The sequence below is a fragment of the Mesorhizobium sp. P3_A10 genome, assembly GCF_056403175.1.
In genome coordinates this window covers 628,919-644,567 of record NZ_JBFUFZ010000003.1, presented here as the reverse complement: position 1 = coordinate 644,567, position 15,649 = coordinate 628,919, and the positions used below count along the sequence as shown (strand labels likewise).

Here is a 15,649-nt window from a genome sequence, read left to right as displayed (position 1 = left end):
GCGCCGATACACTCTCTCACGGGAGGAATCGAAGCGGTGCGTCGGGGGTCGCATTGCCCCAATGAACGACCAGCTTTGAGGCCTTTTGTCGATGTCCATGCCAGTTTCGTCCGAACGCGACACGCGTATCGATGTGTTTCGCGCACTCGCGCTGATCACAATATTCATCGACCACGTGCCGGGCACCGCTTTTGAAACCCTGACATACAAGAATTTCGGTTTTTCGGACGCGGCGGAGGCCTTCGTGCTGATCTCCGGCATGTCCGTCGCGCTCGCCTACGGCGGCAGGTTCCAGCCGGGAGGCCGGCTACTCGCGACACTAAAGATGTGGCGGCGGGCGGGTGTGCTCTATGCCGCCCACATCGTCACCACGATGGCGGTGATGGCCATGTTCTGCGCCGCGGCGGTGTTCGCCCAGCGACCGGAGATGCTGAAACTGATCAACATCGAGCCGCTGATGAAAAACACCCCGGAGGTGCTGATCGGCATCGTCACGCTTGGTCATCAGCTCGGCTACAACAACATCCTGCCGGTTTATGCGGCGCTGCTGCTGGTGGCGCCGGCCTTCCTGCTGTTCGTCAGCTACCGGCCACTGCTGGCGCTCGCCGTGTCCGGAGCGCTGTGGCTGGTGGCCGGGATCTACCAGATCGCCCCGCCCAATTATCCCGAGCCGGGCTTCTGGTTTCTCAATCCGCTATCGTGGCAGTTCCTGTTCAATATCGGCCTGGCCGGCGCGCTGCATGTCAGGCGCGGCGGCACCATTCCGGTCAATCGTTGGCTGGTCGGCGCGGCGGCGACCTATGTCGCGGGCGCGCTTGTCTGGGTGCACAGCCCGCTCTGGGGTCACGTGTCGTGGCTGGATCTGCCGGTGGTGCTGACCGGCTTCGACAAGACGTTCCTGTCGCTGCCGCGGCTGCTGCACATCCTGGCGGTCAGCTATTTGATCGTCGCCTTGCCGGCCGTCTCGAACCTGTTCCGCACCTCCCGCGATCATCCGCTGGCGATACTCGGCAAGCGCTCGCTGCCGGTTTTCATCGCCGGCACGGTGCTCGCCATGGCGGCGCAGGTGCTGAAGCTGATCAATCCGGGCGGCCTTGCCTATGACAGTCTGCTGATCGCTGCCGGCATCGCCATGCAGTTCGCGCTCGCCTTCTATCTCGAATGGTTTTCGAGCGTCGGTGCATCCGGCAAGCGGCCGACGCGCAGCGAAGCAGCCTCCGGGCGAGCCTCCTTCAGCGCGCAGCCGGCCGCGGCAGGCGCCAACCGATAGACCGGGCTCAGGCTTTTTTGGGCGGCCCGGCCGAAGCCCGGACGATCAGTTCGACGTCCAGCGTTTCGCGCAGCACCTTGCCGTCGAAATCAAGGATCGCGCGTGCTGCCCGCCGGCCGATCTCGGCAATCGGCTGGGCGACCGTGGTCAGCGCAGGATCGCAAAGAGCTGCGCCAGGCACGCCGTCGAAGCCGACGATGGAGACATCGCCCGGCACCGCTATACCGCGCGCAGCCAACCAGTCGATGGCGATCATGGCCATCCGGTCCGACATCGCCAGGATGGCGGTGGGCTTTTCGCTGCCGGCGAAGATGGTTTCGAGACCCGCTCTCGTGCTGGCTTCGTCGTTTTCGGTCTCGTAGACCGGCACCTTGGCGGTGTCGACGCCGAAGCGGGAGAGCACCTCGAAATAGCCGGCCAGGCGGTCACGCGTGCCGGTGTAGACCGCCGCCGCAACTTGGCCTGGCGAAACAAGGCCGGTGCTGCCGTCGGCGAACTGCAGCGACAGCACAGCAAAGCGGCGATGGCCAAGCTCGGCGAGATGGCGTGCCGCCATGCGGGCGCCGGCGGCATTGTCGACGCCGATCGCCGAAACCGTTTTGTCCTCGAAGCCGAGCTCGAGTGCCACGAAAGGCAGCTTGCGCTCGCGTGTCAGCTCGACAAGGCGCGAGCCGCCCTCGATGCAAAACAGGATGAAGCCGTCGACCAGCGCGCTCTGGATGTTCCAGGCAAGCTTTTCCTCATTGCCGGCCGACACAAGTGCTATGCCGGCGCCGGTGGCGTCGCATGCCGTGGAAATGCTGGCCATGATGGCGCGGGCATAGGGATCGTCGAAGAAATAGGCGAGGGGCTGGCTGGTGGCGACGCCGATCGCGTTGACCTTGCCGGCGCGCAACAGGCGGCCCTTGGGGTCAGGCCCGGCATAGCCCATCGCCTCCGCCGCCGCCTTGACCCGCTCGCGCACTTCCTCGCGCACGATCTCGGGACGGCTGAAGACGTTGGAGGCGGTGCCGTGCGAAACCCCGGCGGCCTTGGCGATGTCTGCCAGTCGGATGGGTCTTGTGGTGCCTTCGCCGCGTAACGCCATTGTTGCTTGCCTCCAGCTCCCATCTAGCACGTTCGCTGAGCGCTTCTAGCACTTTCGTTGGATCGATTCAAATTTTTGCTTGACATCGGCCCGGCAAGATCTATCTTTGAATCGATCCAAGTGTCATGCCAATTGTGGCTGGATCCCGTGAAGAGGAGGGTGCCATGCATCCCGTCAACTATCTGTTCGAAGACATCTACGGCAACGACTGGGGTATCGTCCCGGTGGCCGCAACTGAGAAGCGCCGTGTCAGGACCGGGCCGTGGAAGCGTGATCCGCACCTTCTGGCGGGGCGTAAGCGGAGCTGATCGGCAAGGCATCTTTTTTGCCAGTCGATTGGATCGATTCAATTTTTTGAGGAGGCCAAGCCATGCATCCCGTCAACCAAGTGTTCGAAGACATCTTTCGCCACTATTGGGGAATCCCGCTGGCCACCGAAAGGCCCGAGCGGCAGCGTTTGGCCAAGCCGGTCACGCGCAATTGGAAGCTGCTGGTCGGGCTTGAACGCCGGCAGGACTGAGCCTTGCCGGCTGGCGGGCGTCAGGAACGCTGTCGCACCAGCGCCGAACCGGCAATCACCAGCCAGCCGGCGATGAGCAAGGTGCCGCCGATCGGCGCCGACATCGGAAACAGCCTTGAGCCAAGGAAGTCTCGGGCGAGGAGATCGCCGCAGAACAGCAGCAGCCCGGCGAGAAGGATGAAGCCTCCGCATCGCAGCATCCGGTTTGCGCCCAAAAGGCCGACGGCGAGAAACACCGGCGCGTGCATGATCAGGAAGGATGCTGCCGTGCTTACAAATGCGCCGCCCAGATGCGCCGCCGCGGCGGACAACGCCACGCCCGCCGCGCCGATGAGGCCGCCGGCAAAAACAAGGATACGACCGCTGTTGCCCGCAAGTTGCTCGGCCATATCAATGTCTCCGTGATCTCAATGAAATAGGCTGTGTCAGGATTTGCCTGATACCGCCAGCATGTCACGTTCCCGGCGTGACTGGACCAGCCAGTTATACACCGCGCCGCCCGCCATCAGCACCGATGTGCCGAGAAACACCGCCCGCATGCCGAAATGACCGCCGACGAAGCCGCCAAGCAGCGGGCCGGCGACCTGTCCGACATATTGCGCCGAGATCGACAGGCCAAGCACATTGCCGCCGACGCCGTCGGGAACATTGTGGCGGATGACGCTGGTGATGCAGGGCAACAGACCGCCGAGCGCCAGGCCCATCAGGAAACGCAAGCCCACCAGCTGCCAGCCCTCGGTGACGAAAGCCTGCGGGACGAGCAGCAGCGCCGAGACGGCGAGCGCGCCGACGACAACGTTCCAATGGCCGATGCGGTCGGCGAGCTTGCCGAGCCTAGAGGCCGACAGGATGGCGCCGAGCGCAGCCGCCGACATGACGACGCCGGAGATCAGCGTGACCCGGCTCTGATCCTCGATGAGCTGCTGCACATAGACGGTGATGATCGGCTCGATCGACATGGTGGCGAAACTCAACAGCATGCCGGTCGCCAGCATGGCGACGACGGGGCGCTTGTCGGGAATCTGTGCCCAGCCACCTCTGAGTTTCTCCTTCGTCCTGGCGTCTGTTGCGACAGGGCGAGGGTTCTCCTTGATGAGAAAGGTCGTCGCCAGGAACGCCAGGAAAATCACGCCGCCGGAGATGAGGAAGGTGGTGCGGATGCCGATCAAGGGCGGCAGCACGCCGCCAAGCAGGGGGCCTACCAGCGCGCCGGCGGTGATGCCGGCCGACATCACGCCTAGCGCCCAGCCGGAGCGTTCCTTAGGAGTCTGCATGGCGACAAGGATGGTCGAGCCCGAGGAATAGCCGCCAGCAAAACCGATCAGCAGGCGCAGTAGCACCAATTGCCAGACGGTCTGCACCATGCCGGTCAGCGACATGCAGATGGCCATGCCGAAACTGGCGCGCACCAGCATCAGCTTGCGGCCGTAGCGGTCGCCCAGTCGTCCCCACAGCGGCGCGACCAGCGCCGCGGCAAAGAAGGTCGCGCCATAGGCGATGCCGGACCATTGCACGATCGCCGCATGGCCCTTGGCGCCGAGTTGCTCGACATAGAGCGGCAGGAACGGCAGCAGCAGCGTCATCGCAATAAGCGTGCTGAACGAGCCGGCAACGCAGACGAACAGATTGCGCCGCCAATGGGCGTTGTATGTGCCTGCGCTCACTTGCGGCATGTCATTTGTCCTGTCCCGGCAGCCGATGTTGATGGCTTGCTCAGGATACCATTTTGGGATACCAAGCTGGTATCTGTCATGGACGCAAGTCTGGCTGCTGTCAATGCGGCCTCTTCAAACGGTCGGCCGAGTCACAAAGGGCAACGGAACAAAAATGTCGCAGATGCAGAATGTCGAAAAACAGCTTCGCGAGATGATCCTCGGCCTCGAGATCGGTCCGGGCGAGCGGCTGACGGAGCGCTGGATCGAAAGCCGCTTCGGCGCGTCGCGCACGCCAGTCAGGGCGGCTTTGCTGCGGCTGGAGACGGAAGGGCTGATCTGCCGCGACGGGCGCGGCTGGACGGTGTCGCCGATCAACCTTGCCGAGCTCCAGCAGATCGCGGTCTATCGCGAGGCGGTCGAAGTCGCGGCGCTGCGCCTGACCTGCGCCCTAGAGGACAGGAGCGCCATCGATGTCATCGAAGCGATGCTCGACTCCTGCGATGCCGGCACTCCGCGCGAGGAATGGCATCGCGTCGGCATGGATTTCCACATCGAGCTGGCGCGCCTTTCCGGCAACGAGTTCCTGTTCAGGGCGGTGCGCGATGCGATGACCCGCCTGTCGCGCGCCCGCTGGCTCGAGGTCCGCGACGAGGCAGCCCTTGGCCGTGCGTGGGCCGAGCACCACGCCATTCTGGCCGCAGTGCGGGCTGGCGACGCCGACGGCGCGGCAGGCCGGCTTTCAGCCCACATCGTCGGCAGCCGCGACCGGCTGGTGATGTCGCTGCACAATGACCGGCGCGGCCTGCGCGCCAGGGGATTTGCCGTCGTCGCCGCCTGAGACGCGTCGTCACGAAAAAGGCAGAACGGACAGTGCAATCACTTTCGGCCTCGCTTCGCGAACGCCGATGGCGTAAGAGCGGCCATGGAAAACAACCGATTTGAAACACCCGTGACCGTCAAGTCGGCCACGGAGGGAAGCACTCAGCTCTTGCGTACGGCGCGCGAGGCTTCCGATTATCTGCTCAACAGCTGGCCCGGCAAGCGCAGCATGAAGCACCGCGAAGCGCTGCAGGCCTGTCATGACGCGCTGGCCGGCGACAAGCCGGCGATGAATGCAAGGCGCGCCTTCATCGCCGCCGCGCGCGAAGTCAACGTCTTCATCAGCGACAAGGCGCCGGCCTGAGCACGGGCCAACCTGAGCTCGGCAAGGGCCGGCTCGAGCACGGCGCATCCCTTGGTGTAACCGGGTGACGTAACCCGGTCTGCCCTACGGGTCGGATGCCGTTCTATTCTGCCGTTTCGGTCTCGGTTTCAGCGTTGGTTTCGTTCTCGGGCGTCGAACGATCCTTGGCCGCGACCTTGGCCGCCAGCTTCTCCGCCTTCTTGGCAGCCTTCTGCCGGTCACGCTCCTTGCGTTCCTGTCCGTAGTTCGGTGGTCGTGCCATATCGTATCCTTTCTCTAAGACTTGCCCCTGCCTAGGAGCATTGGGCCGCAAACACAACACCGCAGGGGACGATCGGCATCCATAGATGCTCGGTGGTGAGCTTCCCGGTGGTTCCGGGCTTGCAAGATAGGCGGCACAATGGTGTAGGAAAGACTTGAGGCGCCGAAATGCTGGGGCCGCCAGTCTGTTTTGATCAAGTGACCGATGGCCACAGTCCTACGCAACGCAGTCAAGGTGTTCTACTACGCACGCAACGTCGTGCGCGATTTGGCGCCGCAGGCATTGTTCCGCAGCAGGTTGGCCGGCCGGCTTCGCCAGGCAAGCCTTTCCGACGCGTCGGTTCGCGAACGGCTGGACTACTACAACAAGTTGCAGCACGCCTTCGTGCCGAGCCCGGATGCGGTGCCTGTCCGCCGGATACCGTTCAGGCCGAGCATGTATTATTACGACCTGAAGGAATTCGCCCGCTATTTCGATCCCGGCCTGCTGATCGACCTGGAATTCGGCGACGTCATTGACGTGCCGAAGGTACCTTCGATCGTCAAGGATCGGCCAATCCGGGACGACAACAGCAATGCCGTGCTGATGAAGCTCGACAAGTTCCGCCATTTCAACATGCCCGCCGACACCATGCGTTTTGTCGACAAGCGTCCGGCCGTGGTCTGGCGCGGCGAACTCAACAATCCGATCCGCACGCTGTTCCTGGAGGCCGTGCGCGATCTGCCGTTCTGCGATGTCGGCTCACCCAAGTCGACCGCTGCGGCGTACCGCAAGCCATATCTCAGCATCGAACAGCAGCGGCACTACCGCTACATCGTTTCGCTCGAAGGTAATGATGTGGCGACCAACCTCAAATGGATCATGAGCTCGAATTCGCTCTGCCTGATGCCGCCGCCGACATACGAGACCTGGTTCGCTGAAAAGCAGATAGAAGCTGATATCCACTATGTGCCGCTCGCCCCAGATTTCTCCGATCTTGCCGAAAAAATGCGGTATTTCGAGCAGCATCCGGCGGAGGCCGAACGCATCATTGCAGCCGCCAACGCCTATTGCCGAAAGTTCTGCTACGAGCAGGCCGAGCAGGCGATCTCGCTGCTCGTGCTCTACAAATATTTCGTGCTCAGCGGCCAGGTGGAGCCCGACGCCGAGATCTGGCGCTATATCTCGGGCTAGCGCCGTTGCCCCCTAGACCGCTCAGACACAGCTCCGGTCGATAACAAGATCAGCCGGACCGAAGCGGTCCTTGGCTGTCAGTTGCTGGTGCCAGTAGGGATAGAGCAGTGGCGGCCTGCTGACCGCGTCGAGGCGGCTGCGCTCGTCCTCGGAAAGCACCAGGCTTGCCGCGGCGATGTTGTCCTTGAAGTGGGCTTCGGTCCTGCCGCCAATCACTAGCGAACTGACTGCCGGACGGCCGAGCAGCCAGGCCAGCGCCACCTGCGCGGCAGACACGCCGCGCGCCTTGCCGATCTCGACCAGCACGTCGACGATCCGCCACAGCCGATCCTCGTCGCGGATCGGCGGCTCCGACCAGCCGCTGAGCTGGCGGGCCGTGGGGCTGTCGCGATTGTACTTGCCAGATAACAATCCGCCGGCGAGCGGGCTCCACACCAGCACGCCGAGCCCTTGGTCGACCGAGATCGGCAGCAGTTCGTATTCGGCTTCGCGCGCCTCCAGCGTGTAGTGGATCTGCTGGGTGACGAAACGCGGCTGGTGATTTCTGTCACTGATGCCCAGCGCCTTCATCACCTGCCAGCCGGAATAGTTGGAGCAGCCGACATAGCGGATCTTGCCCTGCGCAACCAAGGTGTCGAGCGCGGCGATGGTTTCCTCGAGCGGCGTCACACCGTCCCATTCGTGCAGGAAATAGATGTCGATGACATCGGTGCGAAGCCGCTTCAGGCTCTTCTCGCACTCGCGGATCAGATGATAGCGCGACAGGCCTTCGTCGTTTGGCCCCTTGCCGATCCGCATGCGCGCCTTAGAGGCGATCAGCACATCGCCCTTGCGCTTGCCGCCGAGCGCCTCGCCGATGATCTCCTCGGAAATGCCGTTCGAATAGACATTGGCGGTGTCGATGAGATTGATGCCGGCATCGATGCAGCTGTCGATAATACGCCTCGCTTCCGAGAGATCGGAATTGCCGACGGCGGCGAACGGCCCGGCGCCGCCGAAGGTCATGGTGCCGAGCGTCAGCGTCGAAACTTTCAGGCCGGAACGGCCAAGCGTGCGGTATTCCATGTCAAATCCTCGCAATTTCGGTGGGGAGGGCAGGGCAGCCCGAGGGGTTCGGCATTTGTAGGACAATTCGAGCGGCTTGTCGCCATGCCACGGCGGCGGATCGACCATGCCTCGCGGATTTGCGGCGTCCGGTGGCTGCAATAAAACCGTCATTGCCGGCCTATATCAAGTCGGCTCAGGGTTTCACTTCAGCCGGCAAGCGGAGCAGCGCAAATGACCGAGTTAAAACAGAATTCTCCGGCCAGGGATTGGCTTGAAGCGGAGCTGGCCGACACGCTCGACGAAGACTACGAGCTGGAAATGTCGGAACCGGCGCTGTCGATGGAGATCGCCAAGATCTACAAGAACGCGCATCCGCCTTCGATCGATCGCATGCAGTATTTTCGCGACCTCATCACCTTGCAGTCCGAGTTGATCAAGCTGCAGTCCTGGGTCGCCTATCACCAGAAGAAGCTGGTGGTCATTTTCGAGGGCCGCGACTCCGCCGGCAAGGGCGGCGTCATCAAGCGCATCACCCAGCGGCTCAATCCGCGCATCTGCCGCGTCGTCGCACTGCCGGCGCCGACCGAGCGCGAGAAGTCGCAATGGTATTTCCAGCGCTACGTGCCGCATCTGCCGGCCGGTGGCGAGATCGTCCTGTTCGACCGCTCCTGGTACAACCGCTCCGGCGTCGAGCGGGTGATGGGCTTTGCCGAACCCGATCAGGTCGAGGAATTCTTCCGCGACGTGCCGGAATTCGAGCGCATGCTGGTCCGCTCCGGCGTCACGGTTGTCAAATACTGGTTCTCCATCACCGACGAGGAGCAGCAGATGCGCTTCCTGATGCGCATCCACGATCCGATGAAGCAGTGGAAGCTGTCGCCGATGGACCTTCAGTCGCGCGTGCGCTGGGAGCAGTACACCAAGGCCAAGGAAGAGACCTTCGCGCGCACCAACATTCCTGAGGCGCCGTGGTACATCGTCGAGGGCAACGACAAGAAACGGGCGCGGCTGAACTGCATCGATCATCTGCTCAAGCAGATGCCCTATGAGGAGGTGCCGCATGAGGAGATCACGCTGCCCGAGCGCGTCTTCAACCCCGAATATGAGCGCCAGACCCTGCCGCGCGAACTTTACGTGCCGGAGAAGTATTGAGCGTCTGCGCTGAAGACATGAGGGGACGGCATTCTTTCGCGCCCCCCTCTGTCCTGCCGGACATCTCCCCCACTTGGGGGGAGATCAGACGACACGTTGGTCTTCGCCAATCACCGACGTTGCAGGAATAGCGCCTTCCACGAAGCTGCCAATCTCCCCCCTCGTGGGGGAGATGTCCGGCAGGACAGAGGGGGGCGCGACGGATCGCTGCTTTCCCGACTGTGATGAGGCCTACCCCCGCTTGATCGTAACATGCGTGGCAAGCGCCGTCGCCACCTGCTCGGTGCACTGATAGCCGAGCTCAAGCATATCCAGGCCGGCAAACAGGTTCTCACCCTTGCCCAGCAGCATCGGCGACACCGCCAGATGCAACTCGTCGATAAGCTTCTCCTGCAGATATTGCCGGATGGTGGAGACGCCGCCGCCGACGCGGACATCCTTGCCACCGGCCGCGGCTTTCGCCTGGTCGAGCGCATCATGGATGCCGCCGGTGACGAAGTGGAAAATGGTGCCGCCTTCCATTTCGATCGGATCACGCTTGTAGTGGGTCAGCACGAAGACCGGCACATGATAGGGCGGATTGGTGCCCCACCAGCCTTTCCAATTGTCGTCCGGCCATTCCCCGCGGATCGGTCCGAACATGTTGCGGCCGAGGATCCAGGCGCCGACATTGTCGAAGCTGCGGACCGTGAAGCGGTCGTCCACATCGGTGGTGCCGCCATCCTTGCCGACCATTTCGTGGAAGGTGCGGGTGCCGATCATCCATTTGTGCAGCTCTTCGCCACCAACGCCGAGCGGGTTTTGCAGGGTCTGGTCAGGACCGGCGCCGAAACCGTCGAGCGACAGGGTGAATGCATTGACGCGCAGCTTGGACATGAAGGGTTCTCCTCGATAACTGGTTGTATTCTGCAATCAGTTAGCCAATCTGCTTGCATTTGGCAAGTAGATTTTCGAAGGGTAGACCAAAGTCTGCGGAATCCGTGAGTTTGACGGCCTAGGCCGCGGCACGCTTCGGCATCACCGCAAAGGGGCTCAGGCCAAGCCAGATCTGCATTTTGGCGGCGATATCGAGGTCGCCGGTCAAGCTGATCTTGTCGCGTTCCTTGTGCACGGTCGTCAGCCCCATCCAGATCGACGTCATGGTGCACAGGTCCGTCGACACGTAGAGATCGACGTCAAATCCCGGATCGTACCAGCACAGATCGACATCGCCCTGCTTCTCGACGATCAGCCACCAGGACCGCTTTGTCGCCGGCAGGTCATGGTACAGGAACTGTATCACGGTGCGTCCGTCCGGCAGCGGACTGGGGTTCAGATTGCGGCGCATGTCCCACATCAGCAGCGATGGATCGAGGTTTTTCAGCGACAGCCTGGCCTCCACCCATTTCTGCCCCCAGAAGCCCATCGCTTCGACCACCGGGCGCAAATCCCTGCCGGCTTCGGTCAGCCGGTATTCGAACACGCCCTTCTCGGATTTGACCTCCGTGCGCTCGACGATGCCGCCGGCTTCGAGGTCCTTCAGCCGTTGCGACAGAAGGGTTGGCGACATTTTCGGCACACCGCGGCGCAGGTCGTTGAAGCGGGTCGATCCCGCCACCAGTTCGCGCAGCAGCACCATGGTCCAGCGAGTGCAGAGCAGTTCGGCGGCCATGGAGAGCGGGCAGAATTGTTTGTATCCGGCCTGTGTCATGTGGTGGTCTCCAACAAAAGATGGCCGACCTTACCCAGAAACCGATCGTCGGGCCAGTACAGAACCTGTACTGGGCCCCCTGGTACAGTTCGGTGACTGGAGGGATGCGCCATCGCCGTGGGAAGCAGCGGTCACGTCACCGGGCAGTCCGGTGCCGATCAATGAGGAGCAGACAATGACCGCTTATGTGATCGCAGACATCAAGGTGAAGGACGACAAATGGGTGCCGGCATATGCCGCTTCGGTGCACGATCTCGTGCACAAGCATGGCGGCAGATATCTGGCGCGCAGCGGCAATGTGAAGACGCTTGAGGGCAAGCCGCTGGACACCAGCCTCATCGCCATCATGGCATTTCCGTCGGCTCAGGCCGCCGAGGCCTTCACCACCGATCCGCAGTACGCTCCGTTCGTGGCGGCGCGTCAGGCCGGCAGCGACAGCCGCTTCCAGATGATCGACAACACCGATCTCGCAGGAACGATTCCCTACCTGCCCAAGGCGTAAGGAACAGCCGGAACCCGGCGTTTCCGGGTTCCGGCCATCTCTTCAGCGTCTCTGTCCCAGTGGGGCAAAACTATTCCATCGACAAGATGAGATTGCGCACGGCCGGATAGATTTCGCGCTCCCAGCGCTTGCCGTTGAAGACGCCGTAGTGGCCGACATTGGCCTGCAGATGATGGCGCTTCAGATGCGGGCGCAGCGACCGGCACAATTCATGCGCGGCCGAGGTCTGGCCAAGCGCGCAGATGTCGTCACGCCCGCCCTCGACGGTCAGCAGCGCCGTGTTGCGGATCGCGCCCGGGTCGACCGGGCTGCCACGGTACGTGAACGTGCCGGTAGCGAGCTCCGCCTTCTGGAACACGCGGTCGATGGTTTCGAGATAGAACTCTTCGGTCAGGTCGAGCACCGCCAGATACTCGTCGTAGAAGGTCTTGATTTTCTCGGCCTCGGCTGTCTCGCCGGCCGACAGATGGTCATGCAGCTTTTGGTGGGCCTTGTTGTGGCGGTCCATGTTCATGGCCATGAACGCGGCAAGCTGGAGAAAGCCCGGATAGACCCGGCGTCCGCCGCCGGCATGCCGCCACGGCACGCGCGAGATGACGGAGCTCTGGAACCAGGCCAGTGACTTGCTGACGGCGAACTCGTTGACCTTGGTCGGGCTTTCGCGCGGATCGATCGGCCCCGCCATCAGCGTCATCGAGCGCGGTGTCGCGGGATGCCTGTCCTCGGACATCACGGCGACGGCGGCGAGCGCCTGGACGCAGGGCTGGCAGACCGCCAGTATGTGCGCGCCCGGGCCGATCGCCTCCAGGAAGCGGATGATGTAGTCGACATAGTCGTCCACGCCGAAACGGCCGGCGGAAAGCGGCACGTCGCGCGCATTGGCCCAGTCGGTGATATAGACCTCGTGGTCGGCCAGCAGCGTTTCCACCGTGCCGCGCAGCAGCGTCGAGAAATGACCCGACAACGGGGCGATCACCATCACCTTGGGCTGGCGCGTATCCATGTCCTTGGCAAAGCGCAGCAGCGTCCCGAACGGCAGCTCGAGCGCCGTCTCGACGGTGACCGGCACGTCGCGCTTGCCGACCTTTACCGATTTGATGTCGAAATCCGGCCGCGCATAGGTGAGCTTGAAGCGGCCGACCATCTCCAGCCCGGCGGCAAGGCGCTGCTTCACGCTGTCGCCTGAAACCATGCTGCTCATCGCCGAGCGCAAGAGATCGGCGAAAAAACGCGACGGGGCGATCAGGTCGTCCTGAAGCTGGTAGGCCTGGTACAGCATCGAGATGCATCCCGTTCCAAAGCGGCCATGTGGCAGTGCAAAAAAATCTAGTGCAAAATTTTGTGCATTGCGAGAGGATTGTTGCCGGCAAAGGGGCTCGGGGGGCCGACGGTATGACCAAGGCGACATTGACGATCTCGTCGAAGAACTATTCTTCCTGGTCCTTGCGTGGCTGGTTGCTCTGCCGCATGGGGGGGCTGGAGTTCGAGGAGAAGCGCATCGACATCGATGACCCTGAGCAGCGGCAGGAATTGCTGCTTTTGTCGCCATCGGTGCTGGTGCCGCGGCTGACCCATGACGGGGTGACGGTGTGGGACACGCTGGCGATCGCCGAATATCTGGCCGAGACTATGCCGGATGCCAGCCTGCTGCCGGCCGACCGCGTGGCGCGCGCCCATTGCCGCGCGGTATCCGGCGAGATGCATTCAGGCTTTCACAATTTGCGCTCGGCGCTGCCGATGAGCCTGAAAGCCAGGCACAAGAGCTTCAAGATCTTTTCCGGCGCGCGCCCGGATGTGGAGCGGATCAAGACGATCTGGTCGGAATGCCTGGCGACCTATGGCGGTCCGTTTCTGTTCGGTGCGTCACCGACAGTGGCCGACGCGATGTATGCGCCGGTCTGCACCCGTTTTCGCACCTATGCGGTTGAACTCGAACCACCGCTCGCAGCGTATTGCGAGACGATCCTGACCTGGCCGTTGCTGGAGGAATGGACGCATGACGCGCTGGCCGAACCCGAGGACATCATCGAACTCGACGTGGAGTTTTAAGGCTGGAGCAGGGCGGCCGCGGCTGCCCTATCCCTTCAGCATCGCCGCCACCTCGGGCGCGAAGTAAGTAAGAATGCCGTCGCAGCCGGCGCGCTTGAAGGCGAGCAGCGATTCCAGCATCGCCTTCTCGCCATCGATCCAGCCATTGGCAGCGGCGGCCTTGATCATCGAATATTCGCCCGACACCTGGTAGGCGAAGGTCGGCATCTGGAACTCGTCCTTCAGCCTGCGGATGATGTCGAGATAGGGCAGGCCGGGCTTGACCATCAGCATGTCGGCGCCCTCGGCGATATCCTGCTCGGCCTCGCGCACCGCTTCGTCGGAGTTGGCGTGGTCGATGTAATAGGTCTTCTTGTCGCCCTTGAGCAGGCCGGCGGTGCCGACCGCCTCGCGATAGGGGCCGTAGAAGGCCGAGGCGAACTTGGTCGCATAGGACATGATCGCCACATCGTGAAAACCATTGGCGTCGAGCGCGTCGCGGATGGCGCCGATGCGGCCGTCCATCATGTCGGAGGGGGCAATGATGTCGGCGCCCGCCGCTGCCTGGATGACGGCTGCCGCCGCTACCTGCTCCACCGTCTCGTCATTGACGATGATGCCGTCGCGCAAAATGCCGTCATGGCCGTGCGAGGTGAACGGATCGAGTGCGGCATCGGTGATGATGCCGATCTCCGGCACGGCGTGTTTGATGGCGCGCGTGGTGCGGTTGATGATGTTTTCCGGGTCGAGAATGTGCGAGCCGGTCTGGTCGCGCAGGCCCAGTTCGACATTGGGGAAGGTGGCGATGGCCGGAATGCCGAGCTTTGCCGCGCGCTCGGCCTCTCTCACGGCAAGGTCGATCGACAGGCGGAAGACGCCAGGCATGGCGGCGATCGGCTCACGGGTGTTCTTGCCGTCAATGACGAAGATCGGCCAGATCAGATCGTCGACCGAAAGCCGGTTCTCCTGAACGAGGCGCCGCGACCAGTCGGCCTTGCGCATGCGGCGCAGCCGGCGGCTGCCGGTGATCTCGTCGACGCTGCGGGCGCCGGCAGCTTTTGCAGGGGTGAATTTGTTCATCGCCAGAACTCCGGATCGGCGGCTTTTACCACGAGCCCTTGCCGCTGACCAATGCGACACGATTGTGCCAGGTTCCCTTCTCCCCGTTCACGGGGAGAAGGTGCCGGCAGGCGGATGAGGGGCGGCGCCGACCTCTCAAGGCTGTCCATTGCCCGACAGCACCTGTGCCGCGCCCCGCATGGCTACACGAAACGCCTCGTCGAAGCTGACGCCGCGCACCTGCCATGTGTAGGTCTTGCCGACCATGGCCAGCCGCCAGTCGGCGATCCAGCCCAGATCCTTGTCGCTCCAGACGATGCTGCCGGCGAGCGCCTGGTCGGCGCCGGCTTTCTTTGCCAACTGGTCCAGCGTCGCCAAATCGGCATGGCGCAGCGTCTCGTCGTCGAGACCGGCACCAGAGAGCAGCGATGCCGAGGGAAATGCGATCCGCATCACCAGCGGGCCGGTGGCATTGGCGAAGGATTCGCGCATGGCTTGGCCATGCGCCTCGTCGGCGGTCAGCGCGAAATGCCTTGTGCCTTGCTCGGCCGTCAGAAACACCGCCAGGCGCGGCCGTTCGCCAAGCCATGGCTTGCTGCCGAGCGCCGCCAGCACCGGATCGATCGCGGCCGGTTTGTAGAGGCAGGTGAGGTCGTGCGGCCGGTCATGGGTGCCTTGCTCGTCATGGACCGGAATGCCTTCCAGCCGGTCATGGTAACGGAAGGTGTCGACGAAACTGCCGGCGTTTTCGCGCAGCGCCGCCATTTCCGGCTTTTTCGGCAGGCGCTGATCCCCGGAAACCCGCACCAGAACCGAGTCCAGGCAGGCCTTGAAGCCGATCTGGCGGTTCACCTCGCCCTGCCCGGTGACGATGGTCTGCGCCTGATAAAGCTCATCGACGGTCGCCGCGACAGCGGGACAAAGGATCGAACCGAGCAGGCCGATCATCATCAGAGCGAGCCGCGAAAATCCAGGCATGGCTTAGCGTCCCCCGAAGCCCGTCATCGCCATGGGTTCGATG

General features: G+C 63.0%; 19 protein-coding genes. 9 read left to right on the top strand and 10 right to left on the bottom strand.

Going from position 1 to position 15,649, the window contains the following annotated elements; all coding sequences use genetic code 11:
- Positions 1-91 precede the first annotated feature (91 nt).
- Entirely contained in the window at positions 92-1,270 is a 1,179-nt protein-coding gene (locus AC1DXU_RS16200; RefSeq protein ID WP_477370107.1) for an OpgC family protein, read from the top strand.
- Between the two features lie 7 nt (positions 1,271-1,277).
- On the opposite strand, the gene AC1DXU_RS16195 is transcribed toward AC1DXU_RS16200, so the two are convergent.
- Complete coding sequence (locus tag AC1DXU_RS16195) at positions 1,278-2,357, bottom strand: LacI family DNA-binding transcriptional regulator (RefSeq protein ID WP_477370104.1); 1,080 nt, start codon at positions 2,355-2,357, stop codon at positions 1,278-1,280.
- 164 nt (positions 2,358-2,521) lie between these two features.
- On the opposite strand from AC1DXU_RS16195, the gene AC1DXU_RS16190 reads away from it, so the two are divergent.
- Entirely contained in the window at positions 2,522-2,665 is a 144-nt protein-coding gene (locus AC1DXU_RS16190) for a hypothetical protein (protein ID WP_477370101.1), read from the top strand.
- Between the two features lie 62 nt (positions 2,666-2,727).
- Entirely contained in the window at positions 2,728-2,877 is a 150-nt protein-coding gene (locus AC1DXU_RS16185) for a hypothetical protein (protein ID WP_477370098.1), read from the top strand.
- 20 nt (positions 2,878-2,897) lie between these two features.
- Here the strand turns inward: AC1DXU_RS16185 and AC1DXU_RS16180 are convergent, their stop codons facing one another.
- The gene (locus tag AC1DXU_RS16180) at positions 2,898-3,266 is read right to left on the bottom strand and encodes a DUF423 domain-containing protein (RefSeq protein WP_477370095.1); all 369 of its coding nucleotides are present in this window, start codon (positions 3,264-3,266) and stop codon (positions 2,898-2,900) included.
- 36 nt (positions 3,267-3,302) lie between these two features.
- On the bottom strand, positions 3,303-4,550 hold the full coding sequence (locus AC1DXU_RS16175; RefSeq protein ID WP_477370092.1) for a multidrug efflux MFS transporter: 1,248 nt from the start codon (positions 4,548-4,550) through the stop codon (positions 3,303-3,305).
- Positions 4,551-4,704: 154 nt separating this feature from the next.
- On the opposite strand from AC1DXU_RS16175, the gene AC1DXU_RS16170 reads away from it, so the two are divergent.
- Together AC1DXU_RS16170 and AC1DXU_RS16165 are read left to right on the top strand one after the other, a co-directional pair.
- Entirely contained in the window at positions 4,705-5,370 is a 666-nt protein-coding gene (locus tag AC1DXU_RS16170) for a GntR family transcriptional regulator (RefSeq protein ID WP_477370089.1), read from the top strand.
- 111 nt (positions 5,371-5,481) lie between these two features.
- Entirely contained in the window at positions 5,482-5,715 is a 234-nt protein-coding gene (locus AC1DXU_RS16165) for a DUF982 domain-containing protein (protein ID WP_477370086.1), read from the top strand.
- 103 nt (positions 5,716-5,818) lie between these two features.
- On the opposite strand, the gene AC1DXU_RS16160 is transcribed toward AC1DXU_RS16165, so the two are convergent.
- Complete coding sequence (locus tag AC1DXU_RS16160) at positions 5,819-5,977, bottom strand: hypothetical protein (RefSeq protein WP_477317220.1); 159 nt, start codon at positions 5,975-5,977, stop codon at positions 5,819-5,821.
- A gap of 204 nt (positions 5,978-6,181) precedes the next feature.
- Between AC1DXU_RS16160 and AC1DXU_RS16155 the strand changes: the two genes are divergently transcribed.
- Complete coding sequence (locus tag AC1DXU_RS16155) at positions 6,182-7,150, top strand: glycosyl transferase family 90 (protein ID WP_477370083.1); 969 nt, start codon at positions 6,182-6,184, stop codon at positions 7,148-7,150.
- Positions 7,151-7,171: 21 nt separating this feature from the next.
- Here AC1DXU_RS16155 and AC1DXU_RS16150 read toward each other — a convergent pair whose 3' ends face one another.
- Positions 7,172-8,215 carry an aldo/keto reductase gene (locus AC1DXU_RS16150; RefSeq protein WP_477370080.1) on the bottom strand — a complete coding sequence of 348 codons (1,044 nt, stop codon included), beginning with the start codon at positions 8,213-8,215 and terminating at the stop codon, positions 7,172-7,174.
- A gap of 213 nt (positions 8,216-8,428) precedes the next feature.
- Between AC1DXU_RS16150 and ppk2 the strand changes: the two genes are divergently transcribed.
- Positions 8,429-9,349 (top strand): polyphosphate kinase 2, encoded by a 921-nt coding sequence (gene ppk2, locus AC1DXU_RS16145; RefSeq protein WP_477317228.1) that lies wholly within the window; start codon positions 8,429-8,431, stop codon positions 9,347-9,349.
- A 231-nt stretch (positions 9,350-9,580) separates the two neighbouring features.
- On the opposite strand, the gene AC1DXU_RS16140 is transcribed toward ppk2, so the two are convergent.
- A complete protein-coding gene (locus AC1DXU_RS16140) occupies positions 9,581-10,225 on the bottom strand; it encodes a dihydrofolate reductase family protein (RefSeq protein WP_477317230.1) in 645 nt (214 codons plus the stop codon).
- A gap of 118 nt (positions 10,226-10,343) precedes the next feature.
- A complete protein-coding gene (locus AC1DXU_RS16135; RefSeq protein WP_477317232.1) occupies positions 10,344-11,039 on the bottom strand; it encodes a winged helix-turn-helix transcriptional regulator in 696 nt (231 codons plus the stop codon).
- Positions 11,040-11,214: 175 nt separating this feature from the next.
- Between AC1DXU_RS16135 and AC1DXU_RS16130 the strand changes: the two genes are divergently transcribed.
- The gene (locus tag AC1DXU_RS16130) at positions 11,215-11,541 is read left to right on the top strand and encodes a DUF1330 domain-containing protein (protein WP_477242814.1); all 327 of its coding nucleotides are present in this window, start codon (positions 11,215-11,217) and stop codon (positions 11,539-11,541) included.
- A gap of 70 nt (positions 11,542-11,611) precedes the next feature.
- On the opposite strand, the gene AC1DXU_RS16125 is transcribed toward AC1DXU_RS16130, so the two are convergent.
- Positions 11,612-12,820, bottom strand: coding sequence for a polyhydroxyalkanoate depolymerase (locus tag AC1DXU_RS16125; RefSeq protein ID WP_477370077.1), 1,209 nt, complete (start codon positions 12,818-12,820; stop codon positions 11,612-11,614).
- A 113-nt stretch (positions 12,821-12,933) separates the two neighbouring features.
- Between AC1DXU_RS16125 and AC1DXU_RS16120 the strand changes: the two genes are divergently transcribed.
- The gene (locus AC1DXU_RS16120) at positions 12,934-13,590 is read left to right on the top strand and encodes a glutathione S-transferase (protein WP_477370074.1); all 657 of its coding nucleotides are present in this window, start codon (positions 12,934-12,936) and stop codon (positions 13,588-13,590) included.
- 27 nt (positions 13,591-13,617) lie between these two features.
- Here the strand turns inward: AC1DXU_RS16120 and hemB are convergent, their stop codons facing one another.
- Both hemB and AC1DXU_RS16110 read right to left on the bottom strand, forming a co-directional pair.
- Positions 13,618-14,649 (bottom strand): porphobilinogen synthase, encoded by a 1,032-nt coding sequence (gene hemB, locus AC1DXU_RS16115; RefSeq protein ID WP_477370071.1) that lies wholly within the window; start codon positions 14,647-14,649, stop codon positions 13,618-13,620.
- Between the two features lie 135 nt (positions 14,650-14,784).
- The gene (locus tag AC1DXU_RS16110; protein ID WP_477370068.1) at positions 14,785-15,606 is read right to left on the bottom strand and encodes a DUF2066 domain-containing protein; all 822 of its coding nucleotides are present in this window, start codon (positions 15,604-15,606) and stop codon (positions 14,785-14,787) included.
- Positions 15,607-15,649: the final 43 nt, after the last annotated feature.

What these genes read in the sequence shown, in the direction of transcription:
- AC1DXU_RS16200 (WP_477370107.1), top strand. Translation starts at nt 92, where the DNA reads ATGTCCATGCCAGTTTCGTCCGAACGCGACACGCGTATCGATGTGTTT.
- AC1DXU_RS16195 (WP_477370104.1), bottom strand. Translation starts at nt 2,357, where the DNA reads ATGGCGTTACGCGGCGAAGGCACCACAAGACCCATCCGACTGGCAGAC.
- AC1DXU_RS16190 (WP_477370101.1), top strand. Translation starts at nt 2,522, where the DNA reads ATGCATCCCGTCAACTATCTGTTCGAAGACATCTACGGCAACGACTGG.
- AC1DXU_RS16185 (WP_477370098.1), top strand. Translation starts at nt 2,728, where the DNA reads ATGCATCCCGTCAACCAAGTGTTCGAAGACATCTTTCGCCACTATTGG.
- AC1DXU_RS16180 (WP_477370095.1), bottom strand. Translation starts at nt 3,266, where the DNA reads ATGGCCGAGCAACTTGCGGGCAACAGCGGTCGTATCCTTGTTTTTGCC.
- AC1DXU_RS16175 (WP_477370092.1), bottom strand. Translation starts at nt 4,550, where the DNA reads ATGCCGCAAGTGAGCGCAGGCACATACAACGCCCATTGGCGGCGCAAT.
- AC1DXU_RS16170 (WP_477370089.1), top strand. Translation starts at nt 4,705, where the DNA reads ATGTCGCAGATGCAGAATGTCGAAAAACAGCTTCGCGAGATGATCCTC.
- AC1DXU_RS16160 (WP_477317220.1), bottom strand. Translation starts at nt 5,977, where the DNA reads ATGGCACGACCACCGAACTACGGACAGGAACGCAAGGAGCGTGACCGG.
- AC1DXU_RS16155 (WP_477370083.1), top strand. Translation starts at nt 6,182, where the DNA reads ATGGCCACAGTCCTACGCAACGCAGTCAAGGTGTTCTACTACGCACGC.
- AC1DXU_RS16150 (WP_477370080.1), bottom strand. Translation starts at nt 8,215, where the DNA reads ATGGAATACCGCACGCTTGGCCGTTCCGGCCTGAAAGTTTCGACGCTG.
- ppk2 (WP_477317228.1), top strand. Translation starts at nt 8,429, where the DNA reads ATGACCGAGTTAAAACAGAATTCTCCGGCCAGGGATTGGCTTGAAGCG.
- AC1DXU_RS16140 (WP_477317230.1), bottom strand. Translation starts at nt 10,225, where the DNA reads ATGTCCAAGCTGCGCGTCAATGCATTCACCCTGTCGCTCGACGGTTTC.
- AC1DXU_RS16135 (WP_477317232.1), bottom strand. Translation starts at nt 11,039, where the DNA reads ATGACACAGGCCGGATACAAACAATTCTGCCCGCTCTCCATGGCCGCC.
- AC1DXU_RS16130 (WP_477242814.1), top strand. Translation starts at nt 11,215, where the DNA reads ATGACCGCTTATGTGATCGCAGACATCAAGGTGAAGGACGACAAATGG.
- AC1DXU_RS16125 (WP_477370077.1), bottom strand. Translation starts at nt 12,820, where the DNA reads ATGCTGTACCAGGCCTACCAGCTTCAGGACGACCTGATCGCCCCGTCG.
- AC1DXU_RS16120 (WP_477370074.1), top strand. Translation starts at nt 12,934, where the DNA reads ATGACCAAGGCGACATTGACGATCTCGTCGAAGAACTATTCTTCCTGG.
- hemB (WP_477370071.1), bottom strand. Translation starts at nt 14,649, where the DNA reads ATGAACAAATTCACCCCTGCAAAAGCTGCCGGCGCCCGCAGCGTCGAC.
- AC1DXU_RS16110 (WP_477370068.1), bottom strand. Translation starts at nt 15,606, where the DNA reads ATGCCTGGATTTTCGCGGCTCGCTCTGATGATGATCGGCCTGCTCGGT.